This window comes from Collinsella tanakaei (assembly GCF_016902615.1).
GTDB lineage: Bacteria > Actinomycetota > Coriobacteriia > Coriobacteriales > Coriobacteriaceae > Collinsella > Collinsella tanakaei_A.
Map to the genome: position 1 here is coordinate 39,872 of NZ_JACJMB010000009.1, position 25,479 is coordinate 65,350.

The following is a 25,479-nucleotide window of genomic DNA, read 5'->3' on the forward strand; positions in this document are numbered from 1 at the left end:
CCGAAACGGTGCGTACCGATTTTCGAGCTGCGTATGAGAGCGGCCGGTCCCAGAAGGGCCGGCCGCTTTTGTCTTCCGATGGAACGTGGCGGATATGGTGGCTGCCGCCGTATGTTCCCTAGATCGTGAACTCCGCGAAGGGCGCCGCGTCGCCTGTGTCCGCGCCAGCGGGCGCCGTGGCGCTCACGTCCGCAATGGCCCCTTCGTCTCGCAGCAGGTCCGAGAGGGACCGGTCGGGGTTCTGGTAGGCGATGTCGAGCAGCTCGATGAAGTCGCGGATGACCTCGCGCGGAGTGAGGTGCGTCTCGGCGCCCACGCGGCCGAATTCGATCTGCAGGAAGGCCACCAGGTCCTCGTCGCGCACGGTGTCCTCGTAGCCGAAGTAGCCGGCGTGGATCTGGGCGAGCTTCTCGATCAGGACGAGCAGCTCCTCGTGGGAGAGCGGGTGCAGGCGGATGATGGGGGCGAGCATGTCGCGCATGTCCTCGCGGGCGAAGCGCCCCTGCGTGAGGCGGCTGCGAAGCGCCTCGTAGGAGAACACGCCGCGGCGGCGGTCTTCGATGGAGGTCGGCGTGCCGCCCATGATGATGCCCAGGTGGTGCGCCTTGCCCTGCAGCGTGTCGTTGTACATCGTGAGGATCTTCTCGTAGTTGTACTGGCGCGTGATGGCGTTCGGAATCTTGTAGAGATTCACGAGCTCGTCGATAAGCACGATGAGGCCCCGGTACCCGGCGTTCGTGAGGAACGCGGCGAAGAGCTTCACGTAGTCGTACCAGTCATCGTCGGTGATGATGGTCGAGCAGCCGAGGTCGCTTCTCGCCTCGGTCTTCGTACGGTACTCGCCACGCAGCCAGCGCATGACGCATGATTTCGTCTCGTCGTCGCCTTCAGCGTCGGCGCACACGTACGCCATGAGCATGCGGGTGAAGTCGAATCCGTGGACAAGCTCCTCGAGGTTCGCGATGCTGCGCCGTGCCTGCTCCTCCACACTGCCGTCGGCCGCTTCCTCGCGGATGCGGGCAACCCATCGATCGAGCACAAGGCCGAGCGCGCCGCCTTCGGGCCTGGTCTTGGTGGAGAGGTTGCGGATGAGCTCGCGGTAGGTGGCAAGTCCCTGGCCTTGGCCGCCCTGCAGGCGCCGCTCGGGCGAAAGGTCGGCGTCTGCCACGACGAAGTTCTCGCCCATCGCGTGGGTGCGGATCGTCTGGAGCAGAAAGCTCTTGCCCGCGCCGTAGCTGCCCACCAGGAAACGGAAGCTCGCGCCGCCGTCGGCGATGAGGTCGAGGTCGGTGAGCAGCGCTCGGATTTCGACCTCGCGGCCGACGGTGATATAGGGCAGTCCGATGCGCGGTACGACGCCGCCTTTGAGCGAATTCAGGATGACGGCGGCAACGCGCTTGGGCACGCGGACGGGTGCGGCGGTGTCAGGCATGATGCAACAGCTCCTCAATATCGGGCAGGTAATCTTCAACGGGTTCGGGTCCGGCGGTACCGAACTCGATGGCGGTGTCGCCGATCAGGTCGAACAGCGCCTCATTGATGGCGTCGACGAACAGGTCCTCGGTCGTGTTGGCCGCATCGAGTGCGCGCGCGGCGGCCGCGGTGTCGCCCGCGCAGAGGGCCGCGAGGTAGGCTTGTTGCGCCGGCGTGAGCGGGTGGGCACCATCGGGAGCGAGCTGGGGCTCGGTTGGCTCCGATGCAGGTTGCGGCGCATCTGCGTACAGGCCCCCGACGACCTGCGCCTCGAAGGCCGCGGCGGGATCCGGTCGCGCCGCGGCGTTGCTCGCGGGCGCGGGCGGTACCGGGCGCGCGTTCGAGGAGCCCGGTGCCGTTTCCTTCGCTGGTTGGTCCGCGCGCGTCGACCCCGCCGGTGCGTAATTCGGCACGAGGGCATCATCATGATTGATGGGGGTATCTTCGCGCTCCTCGTCGATTAGGAGAGCCTCGCGCGTCTCGGCGGCGACGGCGCGGATGCCCGAGAGCTTGGAGAGGTCGATGTCGATGTGCCGCGGCGCGTGCGCCTCGCTCCATGCGAGCCAGGCGGCAACCTCGCGCTCGACGATCTGCTCGAGATACCGCGGAATCTTCTCGTCCTTCAGGGGATGGGGATAGGCGCTGGCGTTGCGCAGGCTGCGGTCGATAGTGCGCAGGACCTCGCCGAGCTTGGCGCTGCGCGACCGGCTACCGTGCAGGCGATCGCAGGTCCACAGCCCGTCTTTGCACCGGAAGTGGCAAAGGGGGTTCAGGGCGACCTCGGTATCGGGGTGTCGCACGGGGTCGAAGAACACCGCGGAGGCGAACATGGTGTAGGGCAGCTCTGCGCTCTCGCCGAACATGCTTTCTATGATTCCCGCCTTGCGATGCTTGTCGTAGTAGCGATGCAGCTGGACCCACACGGCGGTCACCACGTGACATGCGGCTTCGGGGTGCTCGCGGCCGAATTTCCCGTCGAGGATGCGATAGGTCGACAGTGTATCGACGGCATGCGCGAGGCGCCCTTCCAGCTTGGGGTCGGGCGGCAGCAGCGTGCCCTGCTTGGCGCTCCGGCGCGGTGCGCGGGCCGCATCGGAGCCGGCGCGGCCGAGCGCCTCCGTTTGAACCTCGATGAGCGCGGCGACGGCCCGGTCGAATCGCATGCCCTTCTGGTCCGCAACAAGCTTGGGGTCGAGCCCATGGTAGACCACATAGTCTTGCAGCCAGACGCGCGCGAAGCGGTCGATCTCGGGGGAGAACTCGCGGTAGGCGCGCCAAAACGACGACAGGCGCCCGAATCCGTCTGCGGCGCCCTCGACGCCGATGCCGCAGATGAGCTCGTAGAGATACACGTAGGCAAAGGACAGGGACGTCTCCTCGATCGTGCCGCGCCGAACGGCGGCGCGCCAGGTGAAGTAGCCGCGCAGCTGTCGGTCGCTCATGGCGTTGTAGGTGGGGTAATAGGACTTGAACGTTCCGTGGTAGGGACAGTCATCCTCGAAGTCGGCCATGAACATGCCCTGGCGGTAGAAAAGCTCCGCCTCGGATAACCAGCGCCCCTGGCCGCCTTCGCGTCCGGGTTGCCAACGCGAGATGGCGCGCATCTCCCGATACCGGTCAGGCAGGTAGGTTTTCATCTGGCGGCCGGTCGTGAGAATGGGCTCGTCGGCGTAGACCTTATTCGAAAAGCGCGCGACCCGTTGGAAGCGCTCGTCGTTCATGAGGCGGTCGATGATGTCCTGCGCGTCAGCCATTGCGCCCCCTCTCGCTGTGCCTCCTATCATTTCCAGCAGCTTTTTATTTTAGCATAGACACAAACATCTGTTCGTATGCGCTGCGGCCGGGCGCGGGACGCCTGGCCGCACGATGCCGATCGAGCCTTCTGGGCCAAGTCGTGCCGTTTCCGGATCTCCCATGGACAAAAACGCGTTGAGTGGGACCTATACAGCGCCGTTTTCTGGTGCCCCGGAAGAGCAATGAATAATTATCAGCAATATCTAGGTTATATTTTAGAATCAATGAGAAATTATCGCTGATGTTGGAGCTCGTAAATCCTACTGAAATGATGGGAAGTCCCAATCAAGGCATTTTTGTCCCGAGAGGCGAAGGCGACTTCGCACGGATCTTCCGCGGATGGATATTTGCGCCCGTGCGGGCGCAAAATGCGTATCGGATGAGGCTGGGGTTCGCCTCTCGGGGCGATTCGGCACGACGGCGTATCGGCGGGGCGGCGAGAGGGCGCCTTGTTAGGATGGGCTGCGCAGCCAGAGGCGCCTTGCTGCTATGCGTAAGACCGGTCGCGGAAGAGGGCAGCGGGCGAGGATGGCGTCGGGATCGGCGGCACACGCCGTGCGCCCGATGCGCTCTGCCGCCTCGCTGACGGTCTCACCTAGGCGAACGGCGGCGATGAGGGCGTCGATGGCCTCGGAGCGCTTGCGACGCCATGTGCCCATGCGGGGACTGCGGGAAGCCGGGAGGATCATCGCGCCCCCGGCGGCGGTGAGCCCGCCGCACCACGCGAGGCCTGCGTGCCGGCAGAGGGATTCCAGCGCCGCGAACGAGGGCAGGGCGCGCTCAGGGTCATAAGAGGCGAGGTTGCAGATGGCGTACACGTTCGCCTGGGGTGCAAAGGTCCTAGCGTCGGCAGCGCCCTCGAGCCACGCGAGGAGGTGCGAGGGGAGCGAACCGAAGTAGAGGGGGTACCCGATGACGATGGTGTCGCATTGCGCGAGGACGCCCTCGGCATCGCCATGTTGGCCGAATCCAGATGCGCGCAGCGATCCGTCTCGCCCGCAGACAATATCGTTGATGGCAGGCTGCGGGCTTCCGGACAGGCGGGTGTAGGCGCCGAGGGCGTCGGCGAAATCGGCTAGCAGGTGGGCGGTAGCCGACGGGCCCGTCTTGGGGCTGGCGTTGATGAGGGCGATGCGCTCCGGCGCGCTGCCACGGGCGGGTGCCACTTCGCAGACGTTGCCGGCTGATGCGGGATCGGATTGATGCTCCGCGCATGTCAGGTCGGTGCGGCCTGCGTCTTCAATGCTGGCTGGAAACCAGATGCCGTCGACCTCAAGGGCGAGGTCGCGTGCCAGGGCTTGGATGGCGCGTGCAGCCTGCATGCGCTCCGCCGGATCGGGGGCTCCGTAAAGCCATATACAGAGATGCAGGGTGCGCTCCGTTGCGCGTGGAGCCATAAAGAACGGAAGCGAGCGGTCGACGACGCGCTTGACAAGCGGGCTTGCGCCGGCGGGCGTCCAGCGCGCGATGATGTCGAGGCGGTCGGTGGCGCGCAGCACGTCGGCGAGACCTTGCAGGCTATCGGGCATAACGCAGCGTCCCGGGCATTCGGTTCGGCAGCGCATGCAGCCGCAGCAGGCGCCGGCGGTCTCGAGATCCTCGCGTGCGATAACTGTGTCGGGCACGTGCGACAGCTGGAGCCCATCGACCGTGCGGGCAGTCAGATCGCAGATGAGCGTGTGCACGGTGGGGCTCCTTTGCATCGTGGGATCGTGCCCGCATTGTAACGCGCCCGTGCGCACGACGGCGCGCATCGATTAAATCATTCGGGCGCGGTCTGTACGTGATGCGGTACGCGAGGTTAGGGGAGTATGCTCGAGACGAACGCTATCGACGGGGAGGAGCCGTGATGTTGAAGGCGACCAATAGGAATCTGGCGCAGCTTGCGCCCTCGGGCATCCGGCGTATCAGCGCGCTAGCCGCGGCACGGCAAGGCTGCATCTCGCTTGCGTTGGGTGAACCTGATTTCACAACGCCCGATGCCATTTGCGACGAGGTCACCCGCGCGCTCGCGCGTGGGGAGACCCATTACCCGCCGAACAACGGTACGGCCGAGCTTCGTCGGGCAATCGCGGCGTACATGACGGGGCAGGGGATCGAGCGCGCCGCGGAGGACATCATCGTGACGGTGGGCGCGACCGAGGCGCTGTCCTCGACGTTCCGGGCGCTGATCGATCCCGGCGACGAGGTCATCGTGCCCGTTCCCGCGTTCACCGTGTACGCGTCGGACGTGCGCGCATGCGGGGGCACCGTGGTCGAGCTCGACACGACGCGCTCCGCGTTCCAGATCACGCCCGATGACCTCGCTGCCTGCGTGAGCGCGGCCACGAAGGCCATCGTCATCTGCTCGCCGAACAATCCCACGGGTTGCGTGCTCGACACCCCCTCGCTCGATGCCGTGGCGCAGCTCGCTGCCGCCCACGGCGTGTACGTGGTATGCGACGACGTCTACAACCGCTTGGTATACGAGGGAGCCTATGAGCGCTTCGCGGCACGCCATCCCGAACTCGCCGACCGCACGGTCGTGATCGACAGCTTCTCCAAGCCGTGGGCGATGACTGGATGGCGCGTGGGCTGGCTTGCGGCGACGCCTCCTGTCGTCGACGAGATCGCGAAGGCGCATCAGTTCGCGGTGTCGTCGGTGCCGGCGTTCATCATGCCCGCGGCTGCCCGTGCGCTCGAGGTCGACCCCGCACCCATGGTCGCGGCCTTCCGCGCGCGACGGGAGCGCGTCGTGCACGCGCTTGCGGACATGGGTCTCGGCTGCAACGTTCCGACCGGCGCGTTCTACGCGTTCCCCTCGATTGCGCAGACCGGCCTGGACGATGAGGCGTTTTGCGAACGCGCTATCCGCGAGGCGGGCGTGGCGCTTGTGCCGGGCGGGTGCTTCGGGGTGCCGGGCCATGTGCGCTTGTCCTACTGCGTGGCGGATGACGCGCTCGATGAGGGGCTCTCGCGTCTCGCGGGATTCGTGGACACGCTTATCTGACAGCGGTAGCGCGCGGCGGCGCGGCAGCGGCGCCTATACGAGCCCGAGGCGCTCTTTCACCAGGGCGGCGCGGCGCCGCGATACGGGGACGACCGCGTCGATGCGGGTGCAGCGCAGCTCCATCGTGCCGCCCCGCGAGATCTCGACGTCATGGACCTCGTCGAGGTTCACCAGAAAGCTGCGGTGCACGCGCAGGAAGCCCTCGGCCTCCAGGCACTGCTCGAGCGACGAGATCGATTCGTTCGCCAGGTAGGTGCCACCCGGGCAGATGACGTTCGAGTAGTCGGCGTTCGCTTCGATGTAGCAGATGTCGCCGACGGGCATGAACGCATGGTTTCCGGCGCGCTCGACGGCAAGGCGCCGCACGCGCGCTGCCGGTGCCGCGGCGCGCTTGGCCGCAAGCAGGCTGCCGACCTTGTCGAGGGCGCGGGTGAGGCGCGCCTCCTCGACGGGCTTCAAGACGTAGTCGACGGCGTCGAGCTCGAACGCCTCGGCGGCGTACTCGGCAAACGCCGTCACGAAGACGACGGCGGGCGGCGTCTTCAGGCCAGCAAGGGTCTCAGCGAGCTTGATGCCGCTCGTGCCGGGCATCTGGATGTCGAGAAACAGCACGTCGGGCCTGCCGGCCAGCAGCTTCTCGACCGCCTCGGTACCGTTGCCCGCCTCGTCGATAGCGCCGATGCGGGCATCGCGCGACAGCAGATAGCGCAGCTCGGACCGGATGGGCGGCTCGTCGTCGACGATCAGGACGTTCCAGAGTCCGTTATCCATGGGTTCCCCTTCTGACGGTTACGGGTTCAAAGGAAAGCGGCGAGCTCAGGTGTGGCTCGGTTCGTGGGGCTCGCCGATGAGGTCGATGGTCACGCGCGTTCCGACGCCCTCGTGCGAGGCGACGCGGATGCCCGACGCCTCGCCGTAGAAGAAGCGGATGCGCATGAGGACGTTGGAGAGCGCAAGGCCGCAGCCGCGCTTGATGGAGCCGTCCGCGGTAAGGGTTTCCGGCTCCTCGGCCACCGTTTCGCGCGGGTCGAACAGGTGCGCACGCACTTCTTCGCTCATGCCGATGCCGTTGTCATCGACCGAGATGGCGAGGCCGCTTTCTGTCACGCGCGACGAGATGACGATCGAGAGCGGCTCGGTCTCGCGCATGGCGTGGCGGATGCAGTTCTCGAGCAGCGGTTGCAGGATGAACGGGGGCACGCGCGCGTCGAGCGTTGCGGGGTCGATGCACATGCGGGCGCGCAGGCGGTCGGCCCCGTAGCGCGCCTGCATGAGGTTGATGTAGCGGACGCCCTGGTCGACCTCGTGCTCAAGCGAGGTGAGCGAATCGGAGTCCGAAAGCGTCGTGCGGTAGTAGTTCGAGAAGTCGATCAGCAGCGAGCGCGCCTTCTCGGGGTCGGTGCGCACGAGTGAGACGATGGTGCCGATCGTGTTGAACAGAAAGTGCGGGTCGACTTGCGACTGCAGGGCGCGCAGCTCGACGCGGGCGGTCAGCTCGTCTTGCCGCTCGAGCTCGAAGCTCGCGAGCTGGGTGGAAATAAGATCCGCGAAACCGCCGGCAAGTGCGGTCTGGCGCATATCGATGTTGCCGAAGCGCGGGTAGAACAGCTCGAAGGTACCTACGCAGCGGCCGCGCACGGTGAGGGGCGCCACGACGCCGGCACGCAGGCGCGGGAAGAAGCGCAGCTCCTCGGCGGCCGCCGCGTCGCGCGTGAAGACGCTCATGGTGCCGCCCTCGATGACGCGCTTCGTCGTCTCGAGGGTGACCGGGGTGCCGGCCGGGCAGCGGTCGGCACCCTCGCCCCAGCAGGCGAGGACCTGCTTGCCATCGGTGATGCAGATGGCCGACGCGAGGGTCTCGGGCAGGATGATCTTGCAGGCACCGAGTGCCGCCTCGGGTGTCATGCCGTGGCGCGTGTGGACGAAGATCTGCGAGGCGATGGCGAGCGTGCGGTCGGTGGCGCTCGAGGTGATGTCATCGGGGGCCACGAAGACATACGAGAAGAAGAAACAGAGAAGGACGAGACCGGCGATGGTGACGACGGCGGGCACGGGGTGCGGGTTTCCCACGAGGTCGAGCACGAGCAGCACCGCGAGCATGGGGACGCAGAGCCCCAACAGCACGGTCATGGCGAGCTGGCTTTGGCGCATCACCTTCGTCGGGTTGAGCTGACGCGACCATCGTATGGGGTGCGGCACGATACCCACGAGACCTCCTAATACCATAAAAGGGCCGGTCGGCCCTCGGGAAACAACGGGTGCATCGCTTCGCGCCCGCCCCGCTGCCCCAGGCGCCCGTGATCTTTGGCTGCGCTGGCGCCGCGCTGCGGCATCCTCCTCGTTTCCGGTTACATCCGTCACACCTCGGCGGCCTGAGCGCGAGGCGCTTCGCCATCGGCTCTATGCGCACTAGATTCTACCGTGTGCGGCGCCGCCGCGCCTGGTCGGCCGCGCAGGCGGCAGCGCAGCTGAATGGATCGCGCGTGCGCCTGCATGGTTTCAAGCTAAAAGGGGCCCCGGGCACATCGTCCGGGCGCGACTCGCAAGCGAGCATGCGCGCGGACGAGGCCCGGGGCCCCTATTCAGTAGCTGTCAGGCTGGGGAAACCCTGATCAAATCATTCCGCGCCCGGCGCCGTCGTGCCGGGCGCCTGCGGGCTCAGGCTGCGTCGGCGCAGCTCCACGGTACCTTCCTCGCCTTCGCCCGCATCCGCCTCGCCACGGCGCCCCCGGCCGCAAAAGCCTTTAATCAGTGTTTCCCTAGGCGGAGTACTTGTTGCGCTCGCCGAAGGTGCCGGACTCGACGATCCAGCCGTCTTTCATGATGACGTCCATGTTCTCGGGGGTGAGGTCGTGGATGTTCACGGCCGGGTCGCCGTTTACGATGAGGAGGTCTGCGCACTTGCCGACCTCGAGCGAGCCGGTCTCGTCGTCGCAATGGGCCATCTTGGCGCCGTTGATGGTGGCGCAGGTGATGGTCTCGAGCGGGGTGATGCCGACCTTGTCGACGAAGTCGTACATCTCGTCGATGGTGACGTAGCCGTAGGGGGTCACGAAGCTGAAGGAGTCGGACCCGATCGTGAAGATGACGCCGCGCTTCTTGGCCTCGCGCAGGCAGTCGTAGTTGCGCTGGAGCTCCTTCTCCACGAGCGTGCCCTCGTACTTGTCGTGGATCTCGGGCACGTAGACCGGCGGATAGGTGGAGTACCAGGTGGGCAGGAAGCCGATGGTGGGCGTGAAGAACGTGCCCTGCTCGGCCATGAGGTCCATGGTGCGCTCGTCGATGTCGAAGCCGTGGATCAGCTGCTCGCAGCCGAAGCGGACCGAATCGTAGGCGGCGGAGTGGGAGTTGTAGCAGTGGCTCCACACCGGGATGCCGACCATCTTGGCCTCATCGACCACAGCCTTGATCTCCTCGGCGCAGTAGTGCTGGTCGCGGCCGGAGTCCCAGCGCCAGATGCCGCCGCCGGTCGCCCAGATCTTGATGGCATCGGGGTTCTCGCGCAGACGACGGCGCACGGCGCGGCGCAGGTCCCACGGACCGTCGACCTGGTCGCCCCAGGGGTGAGATTCCTTGTTCTCGAGCTGGCTGCAGTGATGCGAGTCGCCGTGGCCGGCGGTGCGGCAGAAGCCCAGGCCGGTGGCGTAGACGCGCGGGCCCTTGAAGACGCCGTTGTTGATGCAGTCGCGGACGTGGATGCCGAAGCGGCCGATCTCGCACACGGTGGTGAGGCCGTGGGTGAGGCAGTCGTAGGCCTGCTTGACGGCGACGGCCTGCTTCTCCAGCAGCGGCTGCATGACCCAGTCGGTGTCGTCGTCGGTCAGGTTGCCGGAGAAGTGCAGGTGGGTGTCGATAAGGCCGGGCATGACGGTCTTGCCGGTGGCGTCGATGACCTCGAAGCCCTCGGGGGCATCCTGATAGGTGCCGGCGTAGGTGATCTTGCCGTCCTCGACGAGCACGAGCGAGTTCTCGACCGGGGTGCCGCCCAGGCCGTCGACGAGCTTGCCGTGGACGATCGCGTAGTTGGTGGACATGGTTCCTCCTTAATAGTTAGAAGACCGTTTCGATGGGCGCCGTCGCGTGAGGGGGCGCGGCGGCGCCGATATCCGAAGGTGGGGTGGCCGCGTGAGGGCGGCCGGCGGCGTGCGCTAGGCGCGCTTGGCCTTGGTGGCGAACATCAGGATGAGTCCGACCACGAGCCAGCCGAGGACGATGGACCACTCGACGAGGTTCAGCGACGCGGGGCTGAAGGGAAGCACGAGCAGGCCGATGATGATGCAGCCGGCGGCGCAGGCGAGCAGGATGCCGAACTTGCCGCCAGGCACCTTGTAGGGGCGCGGCAGGTCGGGCTCGGTGTAGCGCATGCGCAGGCACGCGAAGGCGACCATCGTGCAGGAGAAGATGAAGGCAAGGGCGCTCACGTTCGTCAGCGGGATGAGCATGTTCTTGCCCAGGAAGGGGCCGATGACGGTGATGATGGCGAGCACGATGCAGGCCAGGCGCGGGGCGCCGGACTTCGGGTCGACCTCGGCGAACTGCTCGGGCAGCTGGCCCTTGCGGCCCATGGCGAGCATGATGCGGCTCGTGGCGCCGTAGAAGGAGTTCATGGGGCCCATGGGTCCAAGCGTGGCGATGCACAGCATGATGATGTAGAGGATCATGTTGATGTTCTTCAGGCACGCGAGGGCCGGGACGGGCTGCTCGACGAAGTCATGCCAGGGCAGGATCGTGCCGAACGAGTAGATGCACACGATGTAGAAACCGCCGGCGGCAAGCAGGGCGAGCGAGATGATCTTGCCGAACTTGTTCCAGTTGAGGCCCTCGGCGGCCTCCTCTGCCTGCTGGGGGATGGTGTCGAAGCCCGCATAGAAGAACGGGGTGAGCACGAGCACGCTGACGACGCCGGCGAACAGGTTGTTCGCCGAGGTGGCGGACTCGGAGCCGCCCGCACCGGTCACCTGCGAGAACACGGGCATGGCGTTGTCCGGCGAACCGGTGACGATGGAGATGCCCATGGCGAGCAGCATGCCGCACAAAAGCGCCTTCGTGAGGAACGCCTGCAGCTTGGCCGCCGAGCTCGCGCCGCGGAAGTTGAGGTAGATGACGTAGGCCGCAAAACCCAGGGCGATAAGCGTCGGGATGAGGTAGACGTCGGCGCCCATGATGGTGTAGAGCTTGAAGGCGCGCAGCCACTCGAGTCCGGGCAGGCTGCCGAACATGTCGGAGACGAGCGTGGAGATGGCGATCGCCTCCCACGGGCACAGGATGCCGTTGCCAAGCGCCAAGAACCAACCCGTGATATAGGACGGGATGCGTCCGAAGCTGCGGTCGACGTACTCCACGATTCCGCCCGAGATGGGGATGGCCGCGGTGAGCTCGCCGAAGACCGCTCCGATGGGGACGAGGAAGATGGCGCCGAGCAAAAACGCGATCATCGCCGGGACGGGACCGCCGCCGACGACCATCCAGTCGCCGACCTGAAGGACCCAGCCGGTGCCGATGATGGCGCCGAAGCCGATGGTGAAGAAGTTCCACAGCGAAAGGGTCTTCTTCATGCCGCCCTGAGCGGCGGCTTGTGCTTCTGCCATGTAAGTTCCTCCTTTCCTAAAGATGCCTCTCGATACCGATGAACGCAGAAGCGCTCCCGTGTGGCCACGAGCTTGCGCGCGAGTTCGTGGCCCTGCGCATACAAAGTAGGGGCGGGAGAGGCCGTCAGCGGCCCACAAACCGACCGAGGGCGGCATGGAGGTATAAACGGCGGCGATTTTGGGACGAGCGGTTGGGCGGGCGCGAGAAGCGCGGGCCGTGTCGCGCCGTGTTCTGGGCGGGCCTCATCGGGATGGAGAGCTTGTGCAGATGGGGGATTCGACCGCCTGCGCTTGACGCCTGCCTGACGCCGGGCCATACTACATGAGGTTCACGCACGAATCCGCTGCCAGAGACAGCCGGTGCCGAGGGGATAACCCCGAAGGCTCAATGGGGTAACCCGCCAGCCGAGGTGGTCGAGATGATATGTCTTCTCGCCCCCGTCGCTTCTGCAGCGCGGGGGCTTTTCTTTTCTTCAAGGCATACGCCCCCGTCACGTCCTGCACGGGTCCGTGCCCGAAGAAAAGAGAGAAGGAGGTGTAACCACATGCCACAGCAGTACAAAATCGATATGGTCGCCGAGATCGAGTCTCGTATCGAGAACAACGGCGGTATGTTCGTCGTCAACTACAAGGGTCTGACCGTTAAGCAGGCCCAGGAGCTGCGTCATCAGCTCCGCGAGACCGGCGCCGAGATGAAGGTCTACAAGAACAACCTCGTCCGTATCGCCCTCGAGAACCAGGAGCAGCCGAACATCGAGGATCTCCTCGTCGGCCCCGTCGCCTACGTGTTCTATGAGAACGAGCCCGTCGAGGCTGCAAAGGCGCTCAAGGAGTTCGCTACGAAGTCCAAGGGCGTGCTCGAGATCAAGGGCGGTATTTCCGAGGGCAAGGCGGTCACGGCCGAGGAGGTCAACGCTATCGCCGAGCTCCCCACGAAGGACCAGCTCCTGGGTCAGATTGCCGGCCTCATCTCTGGTTTCGCGCGCGACATCGCTGTTTGCGTCAACGGCGTTTCCAGCGGTCTTGCTCGCTCGATCCAGCAGGTCTTCGAGCAGAAGGCGGCCTAAGGTCGCCTGCTCGCGGGTGCAAGCCCGCATCTATCCGGCGCATACCGCGCCATGCAAACAAGATCTCCCTGGTTGCCAGGGAAACCGAAAGGATTGCTTAAAATGGCTAAGCTTACCACCGATGAGATCATCGAGGCTCTGAAGGAAATGACCCTGCTCGAGGCTTCCGAGCTCGTCAAGGCTATCGAGGACACCTTCGGCGTGTCCGCCGCTGCTCCGGCTGCCGTCGTGGCCGCTCCGGCTGCTGGCGCTGCCGAGGAGGAGGAGAAGACCGAGTTTGACGTCGTGCTCGAGGGCTTCGGCGACAACAAGATCCAGGTCATCAAGGTCGTCCGTGAGCTCACCTCCCTTGGCCTGAAGGAGGCCAAGGAGGTCGTCGAGGGCGCTCCCAAGGCCGTTCTCGAGGGTGTCAAGAAGGAGGACGCCGAGGCTGCCAAGGAGAAGCTCGAGGCTGCCGGCGCCGCCGTCTCCCTCAAGTAGCTTCTTGCAGGCTTCACGTCTGCTTGATACGGCGGCATAACGCCGTCTACCAAGGGGTTTCGTCCATCTGGGCGAAACCCCTTTTGCGTTTGGATGCGATTCAAGCGGGATTATTCGTACCGGAATTCGTACCGCCCCAAGGATAAGGTGGCGGTCCTCTTGCAGGGCTGCCCACCGTTCTTTTGGAGGCGTATGCGACATACCGTGCGCAGCGCGCCTCACTTCACGCATCCGTGAGCGGTCGATTGAAGAGCCTGACCGGCACCATTTCGTGACAATCGCTTGGTTTTTTAGGTATATCTGCGCTTTTCCAGAGCAATTTAACCGGGGCGGTTCATACCAACCACCCCTTTGGGGTACCCTGCTGCCATATAGTGAACCTCGGTGCGATGCGACCGCGCCGTCTCGGATAAGCGGGCATGCTCCCGCTCCCGTGAAAGGATTAGAACCCAATCATGAAGGCCATCATTCCTGCCGCCGGTCTCGGCACGCGTTTTCTGCCCTCGACCAAGTGCACTCCCAAAGAGATGCTGCCGGTGCTCGACAAGCCGGTCATCCAGTACGTGGTGGAGGAGGCGCTCGAGCCCGAGGAGGTCGACGACGTTATCATCGTGACCTCGCCCGGCAAGCCCGAGCTGCTGAGCTATTTCCAGCCCGATCGCTCCCTTGAGGGGTTGCTGCGCGAGCGCGGCAAGGCCGCCTACGCCGATGCCGTCGCCAACGCCGGCTCGCTGCCGGTCGATTTCCGTTATCAGTACGAGCCGAAGGGCCTCGGCCATGCGATCCGTTCGGCGGCAGACGCCGTCGCCGGCGAGAGCTTCCTGGTCCTTCTGGGCGACTACGTCGTGCCCGCCCGCGACATCTGCACGAAGATGATGGCGGTGTCGCGCGCGCATGCCGGCGCTTCCGTCATCGCCGTCGCGCCCTGCTCGCCCGATGAGGTGAGCCGCTACGGTGTCATCGCCGGCGAGCGCGTGGGTACCGTGCCCGAGTCGGGCACGCCGGCAGATGACGAGCCGGGTGCCGTATGGCGCGTTTCCGGCCTCGTGGAGAAGCCTGCGCCCGAGGACGCCCCCTCGAACCTCTACATCGTCGGCCGCTACCTGTTGAGCCCGCTCGTGATGGAGCTTCTGGGCGACCAGCAGCCGGGCAAGGGCGGCGAGATCCAGCTCACCGACGCCATGGCGCGCAGTCTCGAGCGCGAAGCCATGTACGCCGTCGTGATCGACCCGCTGTCCGGCTACGACACCGGCACGCCGTCCGGCTGGATGGCCACGAACGCGCTCATGGCCGCCGAGGACCCGCGGTTCCGCGATGCCTTCTGGGAGGCCATCGACGAGCGCGGCGGCCTTCGTCGCTAGCAGATAGCCATACGTTTTCGAGGGCGGGGTCGCTTCGGCGGCCCCGCCCTTTGCATACGGGGCCCATGCGCGGCGGGGCCGTGCATGAACCAGCCGTTGACCGTGTTGCTCCCCTTTGGGCGCCCTGATGTAATACTGCGCGTTTGAGTCGCGATGGGCGCGGCTCGGGATAGGAGGAACACCTTGGATTCTGTGTCTGTCAAGAAATACGTCGCGGAGGCGTTCGGTACGTTCACGCTCATGTTTTTCGGCTGCGGTAGCGCCGCGGTCGCAGGTGCCGCGCTCGGCAACCTCGGCATCGCGTTCGCGTTCGGCCTGTCGATCGTCGCCATGGCGTTCGCCATCGGCAACGTCTCCGGCTGCCATATCAACCCGGCTGTGACGCTCGGCCAGTTCATCGACGGGCGCCTGTCGGTTGGGGGCCTGATCGGCTACCGGATCGGTCAGTTTGCGGGAGCCATCATCGCCGCGCTCGCGCTCATGCTCGTGATCGAGAACTGCGCCGACCTCGGCGGGGTGGCTGCGACCGGCCTGGGCTGCAACGGGTTCGGCGAGGCCTCCAGCTCGGGCATCAGCATGTTCGGCGCCGTACTCGTCGAGGTGATCCTCACCTGCGTGTTCGTGCTGGCTGTCTTGGGTGTGACCGCTGACGGCAAGACCGGTCACTTCGCCGGTATCGTGATCGGGCTTACCCTGACGTTCGTCCACATCATGGGCATCCCCCTGACGGGCACGTCGGTGAACCCCGCGCGCAGCTTCGGTCCCGCGCTCGTGATGGCCTTCGAGGGCAACACGCTTGCGCTCGACCAGGTCTGGGTCTTCATCTGCGCACCGCTCGTGGGCGCCGCGCTCGCTGCGGTCATCTTCCGCGCGTACAAGAGCTTCTACAGCGCTCAGGCGTAAGCGACGCCTGCGGATGCGCGATCGTCGCGTATGCCGGCCCGTCGCCCCTTCTGGGGTGCGGGCATTTTTGTTCTGGGGTGGATGCCACAGCAGGGCGCTACCTCGATGCGCCGTGCGCGCCGCGCAGCAGGGTGTCGACGAGGTCGTTGTCGCGCGGGTCGGGGGAGCCCAGGGGCAGACCGCAGGCTTCGAAGAAGTGGCTGCCGGCGAACTGACGGGCACGGAAGGAGTCGTGCGCGCCGTCGTCGAGATAGCGCACGCGCGACAGGCAGTCGGTCGTGGCGCAGAACAGCGGCCCGCGTTCGCGGACGTATGAGAGGTAGAGCGGCTCATCGCTCCACAGGATCACGCCGGCGAGGTTCTCGAGCTCGTAGGCGACGGCGTATTGGCGCCAGGTGAGGCCGCGCTCGCGCACGTAGCGGTCGAGTATGGCCGCCATCTGCGTGACGCGGGCAAGCGTGTCGGCGGCGCTCATGATGCGCAGGCCCCCGCGCGAGGTGTCTTCGGTACTATCTGGCCGTGCGGCCGTGAGGCCAAGTCCATCGACGGCGCGCTCGTAGTCGCCCGGTCCTACGAGCACGGCTGGCACGGACAGCTTGATGGACTCGTCGCCGAACAGCTCGATGGCGGAGTGGGGGATGCGGGGGTCGTCGCGCGTTGGCACGCTGAAGATGAGGGAGTCATGCGCATGGTGCGTGCGGCAGGCGAGGCCCTGGCGGCGAAACGCCTCGCCCATGGCCTGCGCGTGCTGCATGACCTCGTCGCGCGAGGGGGCCTCGGTCACGCGGCGGCCCATGCGGAACATGTAGAGGTTGAACAGCGGCGTCTGAGGCGCGGCATAGAAGACCGTGCGCCTGCAGAAATCCGCGACCTCGAGCTTGCGCCGGGTCGCTTTCCCATAGAGCTCGACGAGCGCCGCGCTCGCAGCGGGCCCCGAGGTCGAGCCCTCGCGCACGTCGACGACGCCGTCGGCGATATAGGGCGGGAAGTCGCCTTCGAGAACCTGGATGACGACGACGCCCAGGTCAGGGTTGTCCGGATCCGCGATGAAGCGCGCGTCGAAGCGCGGGGCGGGCGTGATGTGACGACGGCAGAGCTCGCCGATGATCTGGCTGTAGTCGGCCGCCAGGCGCGGGACGGGGCAGAGGGTGTGGTCGTCGTCGGCGATGCCGATGACAAGCCAGCCGCCTGCCGAGTTGGCGAACGACGCGATGATCTTCGGGAGCTTCTTCTGCACGGTGGGGGAGAAGTTGCGCTTGAACTCGAGCGCGTAGCCCTCGTCGAGGTCGCGCAGCTGGGAAAGGTCTGCGAAGGCGATGTCCGCGAGACCCTTCGGGTGTCCCTGGTCGTCGTGTATCGGGCTGAACATGCGCACCGCCTTTCTCGAACCTTGTGCGCAGTATACCCACAGGTGTCCTCCGCAGGGACGGGGCAGTTTGGGGACATCGGGGCGCACTCGCGCCCCGATGTCCCCAAACTGCCCCGTCCCCCCGGAGGCCCCCCGCACCGATTCATTGAAAAATCATGAACGTATGTTCGCTCTATAGCGTTCTACCTGCAGAAACTACCAAAAAGAATTTTGCTACCCCAAAAGAGTCCACGAGTCAAGACTTTTCTTGCCGAACGGAAGGCACCTGTTAAACTTATAGGTTGCGATAACTGGCAAGAGCCTCCGCGCGCTTGCCGACCAACCGTTTTTCCCGCGAAGGAGGAAACACCTGGTGCAGAAGTCTACACAGGCCGTCACGGCAACAGAGCGCACCCGCGTCAACTTCGGGAAGATTCCCGAGGCGATGGAGCTGCCCAACCTCATCTCCGTGCAGAAGCAGAGCTTTGAGCGCTTCATGGACGAGGGCCTGCGCGAGGCCTTCCGCGAGTCCAGCCCCATCCAGAGCCAGAACCATGTTCTGGAGGTGACGTTCGGCGAGCATCAGTTCGGCGATCCGGCGCACAGCGTCGAGGAGTGCCGCGAGAAGGACATGACGTATCAGGCCCCGCTGCTGACCGACGTCCGCCTGGTCAACAAGGAGACCGGCGAGATCAAGGAGCAGCTCGTGTTCATGGGCGACTTCCCCATGATGACCGAGCAGGGCACCTTCATCATCAACGGCACGGAGCGCATCGTCGTCTCCCAGCTCGTCCGCTCGCCCGGTGTGTACTACTCCTCCGAGATGGACGGCGGCAAGCAGGTCTACAAGGCGCAGATCATCCCCGCCCGCGGCGCGTGGCTCGAGTTCGAGGTCGACAAGCGCGACCAGCTCGTCGTGTCCATCGACCGCAAGCGCAAGCAGTCCGCGACGATGTTTTTGCGCGCGCTCGGCATCGCCGTCACCAACGACGACATCTTCAACCTGCTCGGTGACTCCGACGTCGTGAAGCGCACCATCGAGCGCGACACCGCGCTCACGCGCGAGGACGCCCTCATCGAGATCTACCGTCGCCTGCGCCCGGGCGAGCCGCCCACGGTCGACGCCTCCCGCAGCCTGCTCGAGGGCCTGCTGTTCAACCCGCAGCGCTACGACCTGGCGCGCGTGGGCCGCTACAAGGTGAACAAGAAGCTCGGCCTCACCACCGCCGAGGAGGTCAACATCCTCACCGACGAGGACATCGTGGCGACGCTGCGCTATCTGCTGGCGCTGGCCGCCGGTGAGCCCGGCTTCAAGACCGACGACATCGACCACTTCGGCAACCGCCGCATCCGCACCGTCGGCGAGCTCGTCGCCAACCAGTTCCGCATCGGCATGAGCCGTATGGAGCGCGTCGTCCGCGAGCGCATGAGCTCCCAGGACATCGACGAGATCACCCCGCAGTCGCTCATCAACATCCGCCCGATCGTGGCGGCCATCAAGGAGTTCTTCGGCTCCTCGCAGCTTTCCCAGTTCATGGACCAGGCGAACCCGCTGACCGGCCTGACCCACAAGCGCCGCCTGTCCGCGCTCGGCCCCGGCGGCCTTGCCGGCCACAAGTCCGGCTCCAGCCGCCGCACGAACGTGCCGACCGCCGTCCGCGACGTCCACAACTCGCACTACTCCCGTATGTGCCCGATCGAGACCCCCGAAGGCCCGAACATCGGCCTGATCGGCTCGCTGGCGCTCTATGCCCGCGTGAACGAGTACGGCTTCATCGAGGCCCCGTACCGTCGCGTGGTCGACGGCAAAGTGACCGACGAGATCGACTGGATGACCGCCGATGAGGAGGAGAACCACATCATCGCGCCGGCCAACACCCCGATCGACCCCGTCACCCGCGAGTTCGTGACCACCGACGCCGAGGGCAACCTCGTGCGCCCGCACAGCGTCGTCGCCCGTACCCGCGACTTCGACGGCTCCTTCGGCGCGCCCGCTGACGTGCCGGTGGACGACATCGACTACATGGACGTCTCCCCGCGCCAGATGCTCTCCGTCGCGGCCACGCTGATCCCGTTCCTCGAGCACGACGACGCCAAGCGTACCCTCATGGGCGCGAACATGCAGCGTCAGGCCGTGCCGCTGCTGCACCCCATCGCCCCCTACGTCGGTACGGGCATGGAGCGCCGTGCCGCTATCGACTCCGGCGAGGTCACCCTGGCCAAGCACGCTGGCGAGGTCATCTTCGCCGACGCCGCCAAGATCACGGTCAAGAGCGCCGAGGGCCTCGAGGAGTACCATCTGCCCAAGTACCAGCGCTCCAACCAGTCGACCTGCATCAATCACCGTCCGCTCGTGCGCGTGGGCGACGAGGTCGTCGAAGGCCAGCCGCTGGCTGACGGCCCCTCGACCGATCACGGCGAGCTCGCGCTCGGCCAGAACCTGGTCGTAGCCTACATGCCGTGGGAGGGCTTCAACTACGAGGACGGCATCGTCGTCTCCGAGCGCCTGGTGTCCGAGGACCTGCTGACCTCCATCAACATCTCCCGCCACGAGATCGACGCGCGCGACACGAAGCTCGGCCCCGAGGAGATCACCCGCGAGATCCCGAACCTGTCCGAGGACATGCTCGCGAACCTCGACGAGGACGGCATCATCCGCATCGGCGCCGAGGTCGGCCCGGGCGACATCCTGGTCGGCAAGGTGACCCCGAAGGGCGAGAGCGCCCTGACCGCCGAGGAGCGCCTGCTGCGCGCCATCTTCGGTGCGAAGGCTCACGACGTCCGCGACACCTCCCTGAAGATGCCGCACGGCTCCTACGGCCGCGTCATCGACGTCGTGCGCTTCAGCCGCGAGGCCGGCGACGATCTGGCCCCGGGCGTCAACGAGCAGGTGCGCGTCTACGTCGCGCAGCGCCGCAAGATCCAGCAGGGCGACAAGATCGCCGGCCGCCACGGCAACAAGGGCGTCATCTGCGAGGTCCTGCCCGTCGAGGACATGCCCTACATGGCTGACGGCACCCCGGTCGACGTCATCCTGAACCCGCTGGGCGTCCCGTCCCGTATGAACGTCGGCCAGCTGCTCGAGTGCCACCTCGGCTGGGCCGCCGCCTGCGGCTGGGATCCCGAGTCCGCCGACTCCGACACCTACGTGCCCGGTCCGTTCTTCACGGCCACGCCGGTCTTCGACGGCGCGACCGAGGACGAGATCGCCGACGTCATCCGCCGTGCGAACAAGAACATGCTCAACCTCGCGAAGGAGCGCTACGGCGAGCACATGCGCCCCGAGTTCGTGACGCAGCTCGACGAGCGCGGCAAGACGACGCTGTACGACGGCCGCTCCGGCGAGGAGTTCCGCGAGCCGATCACCGTGGGCATCTCCTACATCCTGAAGCTCGGCCACATGGTCGACGACAAGATCCACGCGCGCTCGACGGGCCCCTACAGCCTCGTGACCCAGCAGCCGCTGGGCGGCAAGGCCCAGTTCGGCGGCCAGCGCTTCGGCGAGATGGAGGTCTGGGCGCTCTACGCGTACGGCGCCGCCAACGTCCTGCAGGAGATCCTGACCGTCAAGTCCGACGACACCGTGGGCCGCGTCAAGACCTACGAGTCCATCGTCAAGGGCGAGAACGTCCCGACCCCGGGCATCCCGGAGTCCTTCAAGGTTCTCGTGAAGGAGATCCGCTCGCTCGCACTCGACATCGAGCCGATGCACAACAACGTGTACGAGCCCGAGGCCGCGACCGAGACGACCTCCGAGGAGGATACGGCTCCGGCCGACCTCACCTCGATCGACGAGGCCGACACCTCCGCCGACGCCGTCGACGCCCTGCTCGATGCATTCGCCGCTTCCACGACTGATAAGGAGTAGCTGACTGTGGCAGATTTCGAAACCACTGATTTTGATGCGGTAAAGATCTCGCTCGCTTCCGCCGATCAGATCCGCTCGTGGTCGCACGGCGAGGTCAAGAAGCCCGAGACCATCAACTACCGTACCCTCAAGCCCGAGAAGGACGGCCTGTTCTGCGAGAAGATCTTCGGTCCCGCCAAGGATTGGGAGTGCTCCTGCGGCAAGTACAAGGGCATCCGCTTCAAGGGCATCGTCTGCGAGCGCTGCGGCGTCGAGGTGACCACCTCGAAGGTCCGCCGCGAGCGCATGGGCCATATCGAGCTGGCGGCCCCCGTCAGCCACATCTGGTACTTCAAGAGCCCGACGAGCTTCCCGATGAGCCGTCTTCTGGACATCAAGTCCAAGGACCTCGAGAAGGTGCTCTACTTCGCGAGCTACATCATCACGCACGTCGATTACGAGGCGCGCGAGGCTGACGCCGAGGACCTGCGCGAGGAGCTCGCTGCCGACCTCGAGGAGATCGACGCCGAGTGCGCCCGCCAGATCGAGAGCCTGAAGGCCCAGGGCGACCCGGAGAACTTCGACGAGTTCTCCGACGAGGAGCCGCTGACGCCCGAGGAGATCGCCGCCGGCATCGTTGACATCGAGGAGGAGACGAAGGACGAGAAGCAGCTGCGCTCCGACGCCTTCCAGGCCTTCATGACGCTCACCGAGCGCGACCTCATCTCCGATGAGCCGCTGTTCCGCGAGATGAAGCGCTACTACTCCATGTATTTCGAGGGCGGCATGGGCGCCGAGGCCATCCGCGACCTGCTCGCCGCCATCGACCTGCCGCGCGAGGCCGAGCGCCTGAAGGCGATCATCGCCGACGAGGACGGTCAGAAGCAGAAGCGCGAGAAGGCCGTGAAGCGCCTTGAGGTCGTCGACGCCTTCCTGAAGGGCGGCAACGACCCGGCGAACATGATCCTCGACGTTATCCCGGTCATTCCGCCCGATCTGCGCCCGATGGTCCAGCTCGACGGCGGCCGCTTCGCCGCGTCCGACCTGAACGACCTGTACCGTCGCGTCATCAACCGCAACAACCGCCTGAAGCGCCTGCTCGACCTCGACGCGCCCGCGATCATCGTGAACAACGAGAAGCGCATGCTGCAGGAGGCCGTGGACGCCCTGTTCGACAACGGTCGCCGTGGGCGCCCGGTGTCTGGCCGTGGCGGCCGCCCGCTGAAGTCGCTCGCCGAGGCCCTGAAGGGCAAGCAGGGCCGCTTCCGCCAGAACCTGCTCGGCAAGCGCGTCGACTACTCCGGCCGTTCCGTCATCGTTACCGATCCGAAGCTGAAGCTGCACCAGTGCGGCCTGCCCAAGACCATGGCGCTCGAGCTCTTCAAGCCCTTCGTCATGAAGCGCCTGGTCGAACTCGGCAAGGTCGAGAACATCAAAGGCGCCAAGCGCGCGATCGACCGCTCTGCCAGCTTCGTGTGGGACATCCTCGAGGAGGTCATCGACGGCCGCCTCGTGCTGCTGAACCGCGCCCCGACGCTGCACCGCCTGTCCATCCAGGCCTTCGAGCCCGTGCTCGTGGAGGGCAAGGCCATCCACCTGCACCCGCTGGTCTGCGCGCCCTTCAACGCCGACTTCGACGGCGACCAGATGTCCGTGCACGTCCCGCTGTCGCAGCAGGCGCAGGCCGAGGCCCGCGTCCTCATGCTGTCGGCCAACAACCTGCGCTCCCCGGCGTCCGGCAAGCCCGTGAACGTCCCGTCGCAGGACATGATCATCGGTGTGTACTACCTCACCCAGGTCCGCGAGGGCCTGCCGGGCGAGGGCCACGTCTTCGCGAGCTTCGACGACGCGCTCAACGCCTATGACGCGCGCACCGAGGTCGACCTGCAGGCGAAGATCACCGTGCGCGTGAGCGCTGCGGAGGCCAACGTCATCAACGAGGACGGCACCCGCCTGTTCCGCGTGAAGAACGACCGCAACGAGATCGTGGACTTCGACGTCACCGGCGCGAAGACCGCTCGTTTCGAGACCTCCATCGGCCGCATCATCTTCAACCGCCAGTGCCTGCCGGCCGACTACGAGTTCGTCAACTATAAGATGGTCAAAAGCGACGTGTCCAAGCTCGTGGCTGCCTGCTGCGACCGCTATCCGCAGGCCGAGGTCGGTCCGATCCTGGACGCCATCAAGTACGCCGGCTTCCACTTCGCGACCCGCGCCGGCCTCACCATCTCGCTGTGGGACGCCCTCATCCCCGATGACAAGCCGCAGATCCTGGACGCCGCCCAGAAGCGCGTCGACCAGATCAACGAGTATTTCGAGGAGGGCTTCATCAACGAGCAGGAGCGTCACATCGAGGTCGTCAACGAGTGGACGAAGGCCACCGACGACGTTGCCGCCGAGATGCTCGACATGTTCGATGAGGAGAACCCGATCTTCATGATGGCCGACTCCGGCGCCCGTGGTTCCAAGACCCAGCTGCGTCAGCTCGGCGGCATGCGCGGCCTCATGGCCGACATGTCCGGTGAGACGATCGACCTTCCCATTAAGGCGAACTTCCGCGAGGGCCTGCTGCCGCTCGAGTACTTCATCTCGACCTACGGCGCCCGTAAGGGTCTGGTCGATACCGCCTCGCACACCTCCGACTCCGGTTACCTCACCCGTCGTCTCGTCGACGTGGCGCAGGACGTCATCGTCCGCGAGGAGGACTGCGGCACGACCGAGGGCGTGACCTACAACCTGATCATCCCCGGCACCGACGACATCAACGCCGACCTTGTGGGCCGCTGCTTCATCGAGGACATCGTGGCGCCCGACGGCACCGTGCTGTTCGAGAAGGATGGCTACATCGAGAGCGTCGACGACCTCAAGAAGATGCTCGACGCTGGCCTGAAGAAGGTCAAGCTGCGCGCTCTGCTCACCTGCCGCTCCAAGTACGGCGTGTGCCAGAAGTGCTACGGCTGGGACCTCTCCACCCGTCGCCCGGTCGCCATCGGCACCGCGGTCGGCATCATCGCCGCCCAGTCCATCGGCGAGCCCGGTACGCAGCTGACGATGCGCACCATTCACTCCGGCGGCGTCGCGGGCGTCGACGACATTACGCAGGGTCTGCCGACGGTTGGCCGTATGTTCGATGTCGTCGGCAACGTCAACGAGAAGATCCTCGGCCGCGAGGCCGATCTGGCTCCGTACTCCGGTCACCTGGCCATCAAGCCGGAGAAGTCCGAGTACGTGCTGACGCTCACCGACCTCGACGACCCGACCCGCATTCTCGACGAGCGCCGCGTGCCCGCATCGGTGCGCTTCATGCCCGGCATCGAGGACGGCTGCGAGGTCCGCGCCGGCGATCAGATCACCAAGGGCTTCGTGAACTTCCGCAACCTGCGCAAGCTCACCGACATCGAGTCCACCATGCACACGTTCGTCGAGAGCGTGAAGGACGTCTACACGAGCCAGGGCGTCGACCTGAACGACAAGCACATCGAGGTCATCGCCCGTCAGATGCTGCGCCGCGTTCAGATCACGAACCCCGGTGACTCCAAGTACCTGCTTGGTCAGTATGTCGACCGCTACGAGTTCGCCGACGAGGTCGAGCGCGTCGCCCGCCTGGGCGGCACCGCGCCGACTGCCGAGCCCGTCATCCTCGGTACGCTCAAGGTCGCGTCCTCCATCGACTCCTGGCTGTCCTCCGCGTCGTTCATCCGCACCGCGGGCGTTCTGACCGAGGCCGCCATCGAGGGCAAGGTCGACCACCTGCTCGACCTCAAGTCCAACGTCATCGTGGGCAAGAAGATCCCGGCGGGCACCGGCCTGAAGCCGTACGCCAACGCCACCATGACCTACCGCACCGCGGACGGTTACGTCGACATCGACGGCCCGACCTCCGCTGCGGCCAAGAGCCTGCCCGACTGGGCGCCCGCCGAGCTCAAGGAGCTCGACGAGCAGCTCCCGCAGCAGCTCGACTGGACCGGCTACGACGAATACGGCGCCGGCGACGGCTCGTTCACCCGCAACGGCCGCACCATCTCCGCCGAGGACGCCCGTCTGTACCTGTTCGACGACCTGGGCGTGTCGCAGCGCTGGACGAACAAGTTCAGCGAGGTCGGCATCGAGACCGTCGGTGACCTCGTGGGCAAGTCCGAGGAGGACCTGCTGCGCATCGACGGCATCGGCGCCAAGGCCATCGAGGAGCTCCGCGACGGCCTGGAGGCCCACAACCTTCTCTACATCCTCGACAACAACGACGACGTTGCTGACGAGGAGGACCTTTCCCAGCTGCTGCAGATGGTGTTCAGCCCGGACGGTCCGGACGACATCCTGCTCGGCACGAGCGCCCCGCGCCATCACTTCGACTCCGACGAGGAGATGATTGGCGCGCCGGCCGATACCTCGAAGAAGGACGCTGCATCCAACGGTGTCATCAACGAGGACATGGCGTCTCTCGATGAGCTGCTGAATCAGCTCGTCGACTCCGACGAGCAGCATCCGGAGGAGCAGGAGGACTAAGGTCCGCCCGCCATCGGTTGATGCGATAGCCTCGCGCGCCCGCCTTTCCGCACCTGTCGGGAAGGCGGGCGCGTTGCGTATGGGGGCACGCTTCCAGTGCCCGCGGCCGGATCGGGCTTTGGATGC

General features: G+C 65.8%; 15 protein-coding genes. 7 read left to right on the forward strand and 8 right to left on the reverse strand.

The window, feature by feature from the left end:
- Positions 1–118: 118 nt before the first annotated feature.
- The 3 genes from H6A21_RS04675 to H6A21_RS04685 form a co-directional block, all read right to left on the reverse strand.
- Positions 119–1,432 (reverse strand): ATP-binding protein, encoded by a 1,314-nt coding sequence (locus H6A21_RS04675; protein WP_204560749.1) that lies wholly within the window; start codon positions 1,430–1,432, stop codon positions 119–121.
- The gene (locus H6A21_RS04680; RefSeq protein WP_204560751.1) at positions 1,425–3,227 is read right to left on the reverse strand and encodes a TerB N-terminal domain-containing protein; all 1,803 of its coding nucleotides are present in this window, start codon (positions 3,225–3,227) and stop codon (positions 1,425–1,427) included. Before H6A21_RS04680 ends, H6A21_RS04675 begins: the two co-directional genes overlap by 8 nt.
- A 492-nt stretch (positions 3,228–3,719) precedes the next feature.
- On the reverse strand, positions 3,720–4,952 hold the full coding sequence (locus tag H6A21_RS04685; protein ID WP_204560753.1) for an NAD(P)H-dependent oxidoreductase: 1,233 nt from the start codon (positions 4,950–4,952) through the stop codon (positions 3,720–3,722).
- A 164-nt stretch (positions 4,953–5,116) separates the two neighbouring features.
- Here H6A21_RS04685 and H6A21_RS04690 point away from each other — a divergent pair, with 164 nt between their 5' ends.
- Complete coding sequence (locus tag H6A21_RS04690) at positions 5,117–6,256, forward strand: pyridoxal phosphate-dependent aminotransferase (protein ID WP_204560755.1); 1,140 nt, start codon at positions 5,117–5,119, stop codon at positions 6,254–6,256.
- Positions 6,257–6,289: 33 nt separating this feature from the next.
- Here the strand turns inward: H6A21_RS04690 and H6A21_RS04695 are convergent, their stop codons facing one another.
- The 4 genes from H6A21_RS04695 to H6A21_RS04710 all read right to left on the reverse strand — a co-directional run bounded on the left by H6A21_RS04695 (position 6,290) and on the right by H6A21_RS04710 (position 11,844).
- On the reverse strand, positions 6,290–7,027 hold the full coding sequence (locus tag H6A21_RS04695; protein WP_204560757.1) for a LytR/AlgR family response regulator transcription factor: 738 nt from the start codon (positions 7,025–7,027) through the stop codon (positions 6,290–6,292).
- Between the two features lie 45 nt (positions 7,028–7,072).
- Positions 7,073–8,407 carry a sensor histidine kinase gene (locus tag H6A21_RS04700; protein ID WP_239462670.1) on the reverse strand — a complete coding sequence of 445 codons (1,335 nt, stop codon included), beginning with the start codon at positions 8,405–8,407 and terminating at the stop codon, positions 7,073–7,075.
- Positions 8,408–9,015: 608 nt separating this feature from the next.
- Complete coding sequence (locus H6A21_RS04705) at positions 9,016–10,290, reverse strand: metal-dependent hydrolase family protein (RefSeq protein WP_204560761.1); 1,275 nt, start codon at positions 10,288–10,290, stop codon at positions 9,016–9,018.
- Between the two features lie 114 nt (positions 10,291–10,404).
- On the reverse strand, positions 10,405–11,844 hold the full coding sequence (locus tag H6A21_RS04710; protein ID WP_204560763.1) for an APC family permease: 1,440 nt from the start codon (positions 11,842–11,844) through the stop codon (positions 10,405–10,407).
- 545 nt (positions 11,845–12,389) lie between these two features.
- On the opposite strand from H6A21_RS04710, the gene rplJ reads away from it, so the two are divergent.
- From rplJ to H6A21_RS04730, 4 genes are all read left to right on the forward strand, one after another.
- Positions 12,390–12,911 (forward strand): 50S ribosomal protein L10, encoded by a 522-nt coding sequence (gene rplJ / locus H6A21_RS04715; protein ID WP_204560765.1) that lies wholly within the window; start codon positions 12,390–12,392, stop codon positions 12,909–12,911.
- 102 nt (positions 12,912–13,013) lie between these two features.
- The gene (gene rplL / locus H6A21_RS04720; RefSeq protein ID WP_204560767.1) at positions 13,014–13,391 is read left to right on the forward strand and encodes a 50S ribosomal protein L7/L12; all 378 of its coding nucleotides are present in this window, start codon (positions 13,014–13,016) and stop codon (positions 13,389–13,391) included.
- A gap of 455 nt (positions 13,392–13,846) precedes the next feature.
- The gene (locus H6A21_RS04725; protein WP_204560769.1) at positions 13,847–14,752 is read left to right on the forward strand and encodes a UTP--glucose-1-phosphate uridylyltransferase; all 906 of its coding nucleotides are present in this window, start codon (positions 13,847–13,849) and stop codon (positions 14,750–14,752) included.
- A 192-nt stretch (positions 14,753–14,944) separates the two neighbouring features.
- Positions 14,945–15,655, forward strand: a complete 711-nt coding sequence (locus H6A21_RS04730; protein ID WP_342636063.1) for an aquaporin — start codon at positions 14,945–14,947, stop codon at positions 15,653–15,655.
- A 97-nt stretch (positions 15,656–15,752) separates the two neighbouring features.
- Here H6A21_RS04730 and H6A21_RS04735 read toward each other — a convergent pair whose 3' ends face one another.
- Positions 15,753–17,024, reverse strand: a complete 1,272-nt coding sequence (locus H6A21_RS04735; RefSeq protein WP_204560773.1) for an AlbA family DNA-binding domain-containing protein — start codon at positions 17,022–17,024, stop codon at positions 15,753–15,755.
- 424 nt (positions 17,025–17,448) lie between these two features.
- On the opposite strand from H6A21_RS04735, the gene H6A21_RS04740 reads away from it, so the two are divergent.
- Together H6A21_RS04740 and H6A21_RS04745 are read left to right on the forward strand one after the other, a co-directional pair.
- Positions 17,449–20,871 (forward strand): DNA-directed RNA polymerase subunit beta, encoded by a 3,423-nt coding sequence (locus H6A21_RS04740; protein ID WP_239462671.1) that lies wholly within the window; start codon positions 17,449–17,451, stop codon positions 20,869–20,871.
- Between the two features lie 6 nt (positions 20,872–20,877).
- Positions 20,878–25,353, forward strand: a complete 4,476-nt coding sequence (locus H6A21_RS04745) for a DNA-directed RNA polymerase subunit beta' (protein WP_204560777.1) — start codon at positions 20,878–20,880, stop codon at positions 25,351–25,353.
- The last annotated feature ends 126 nt before the right edge of the window (positions 25,354–25,479 follow it).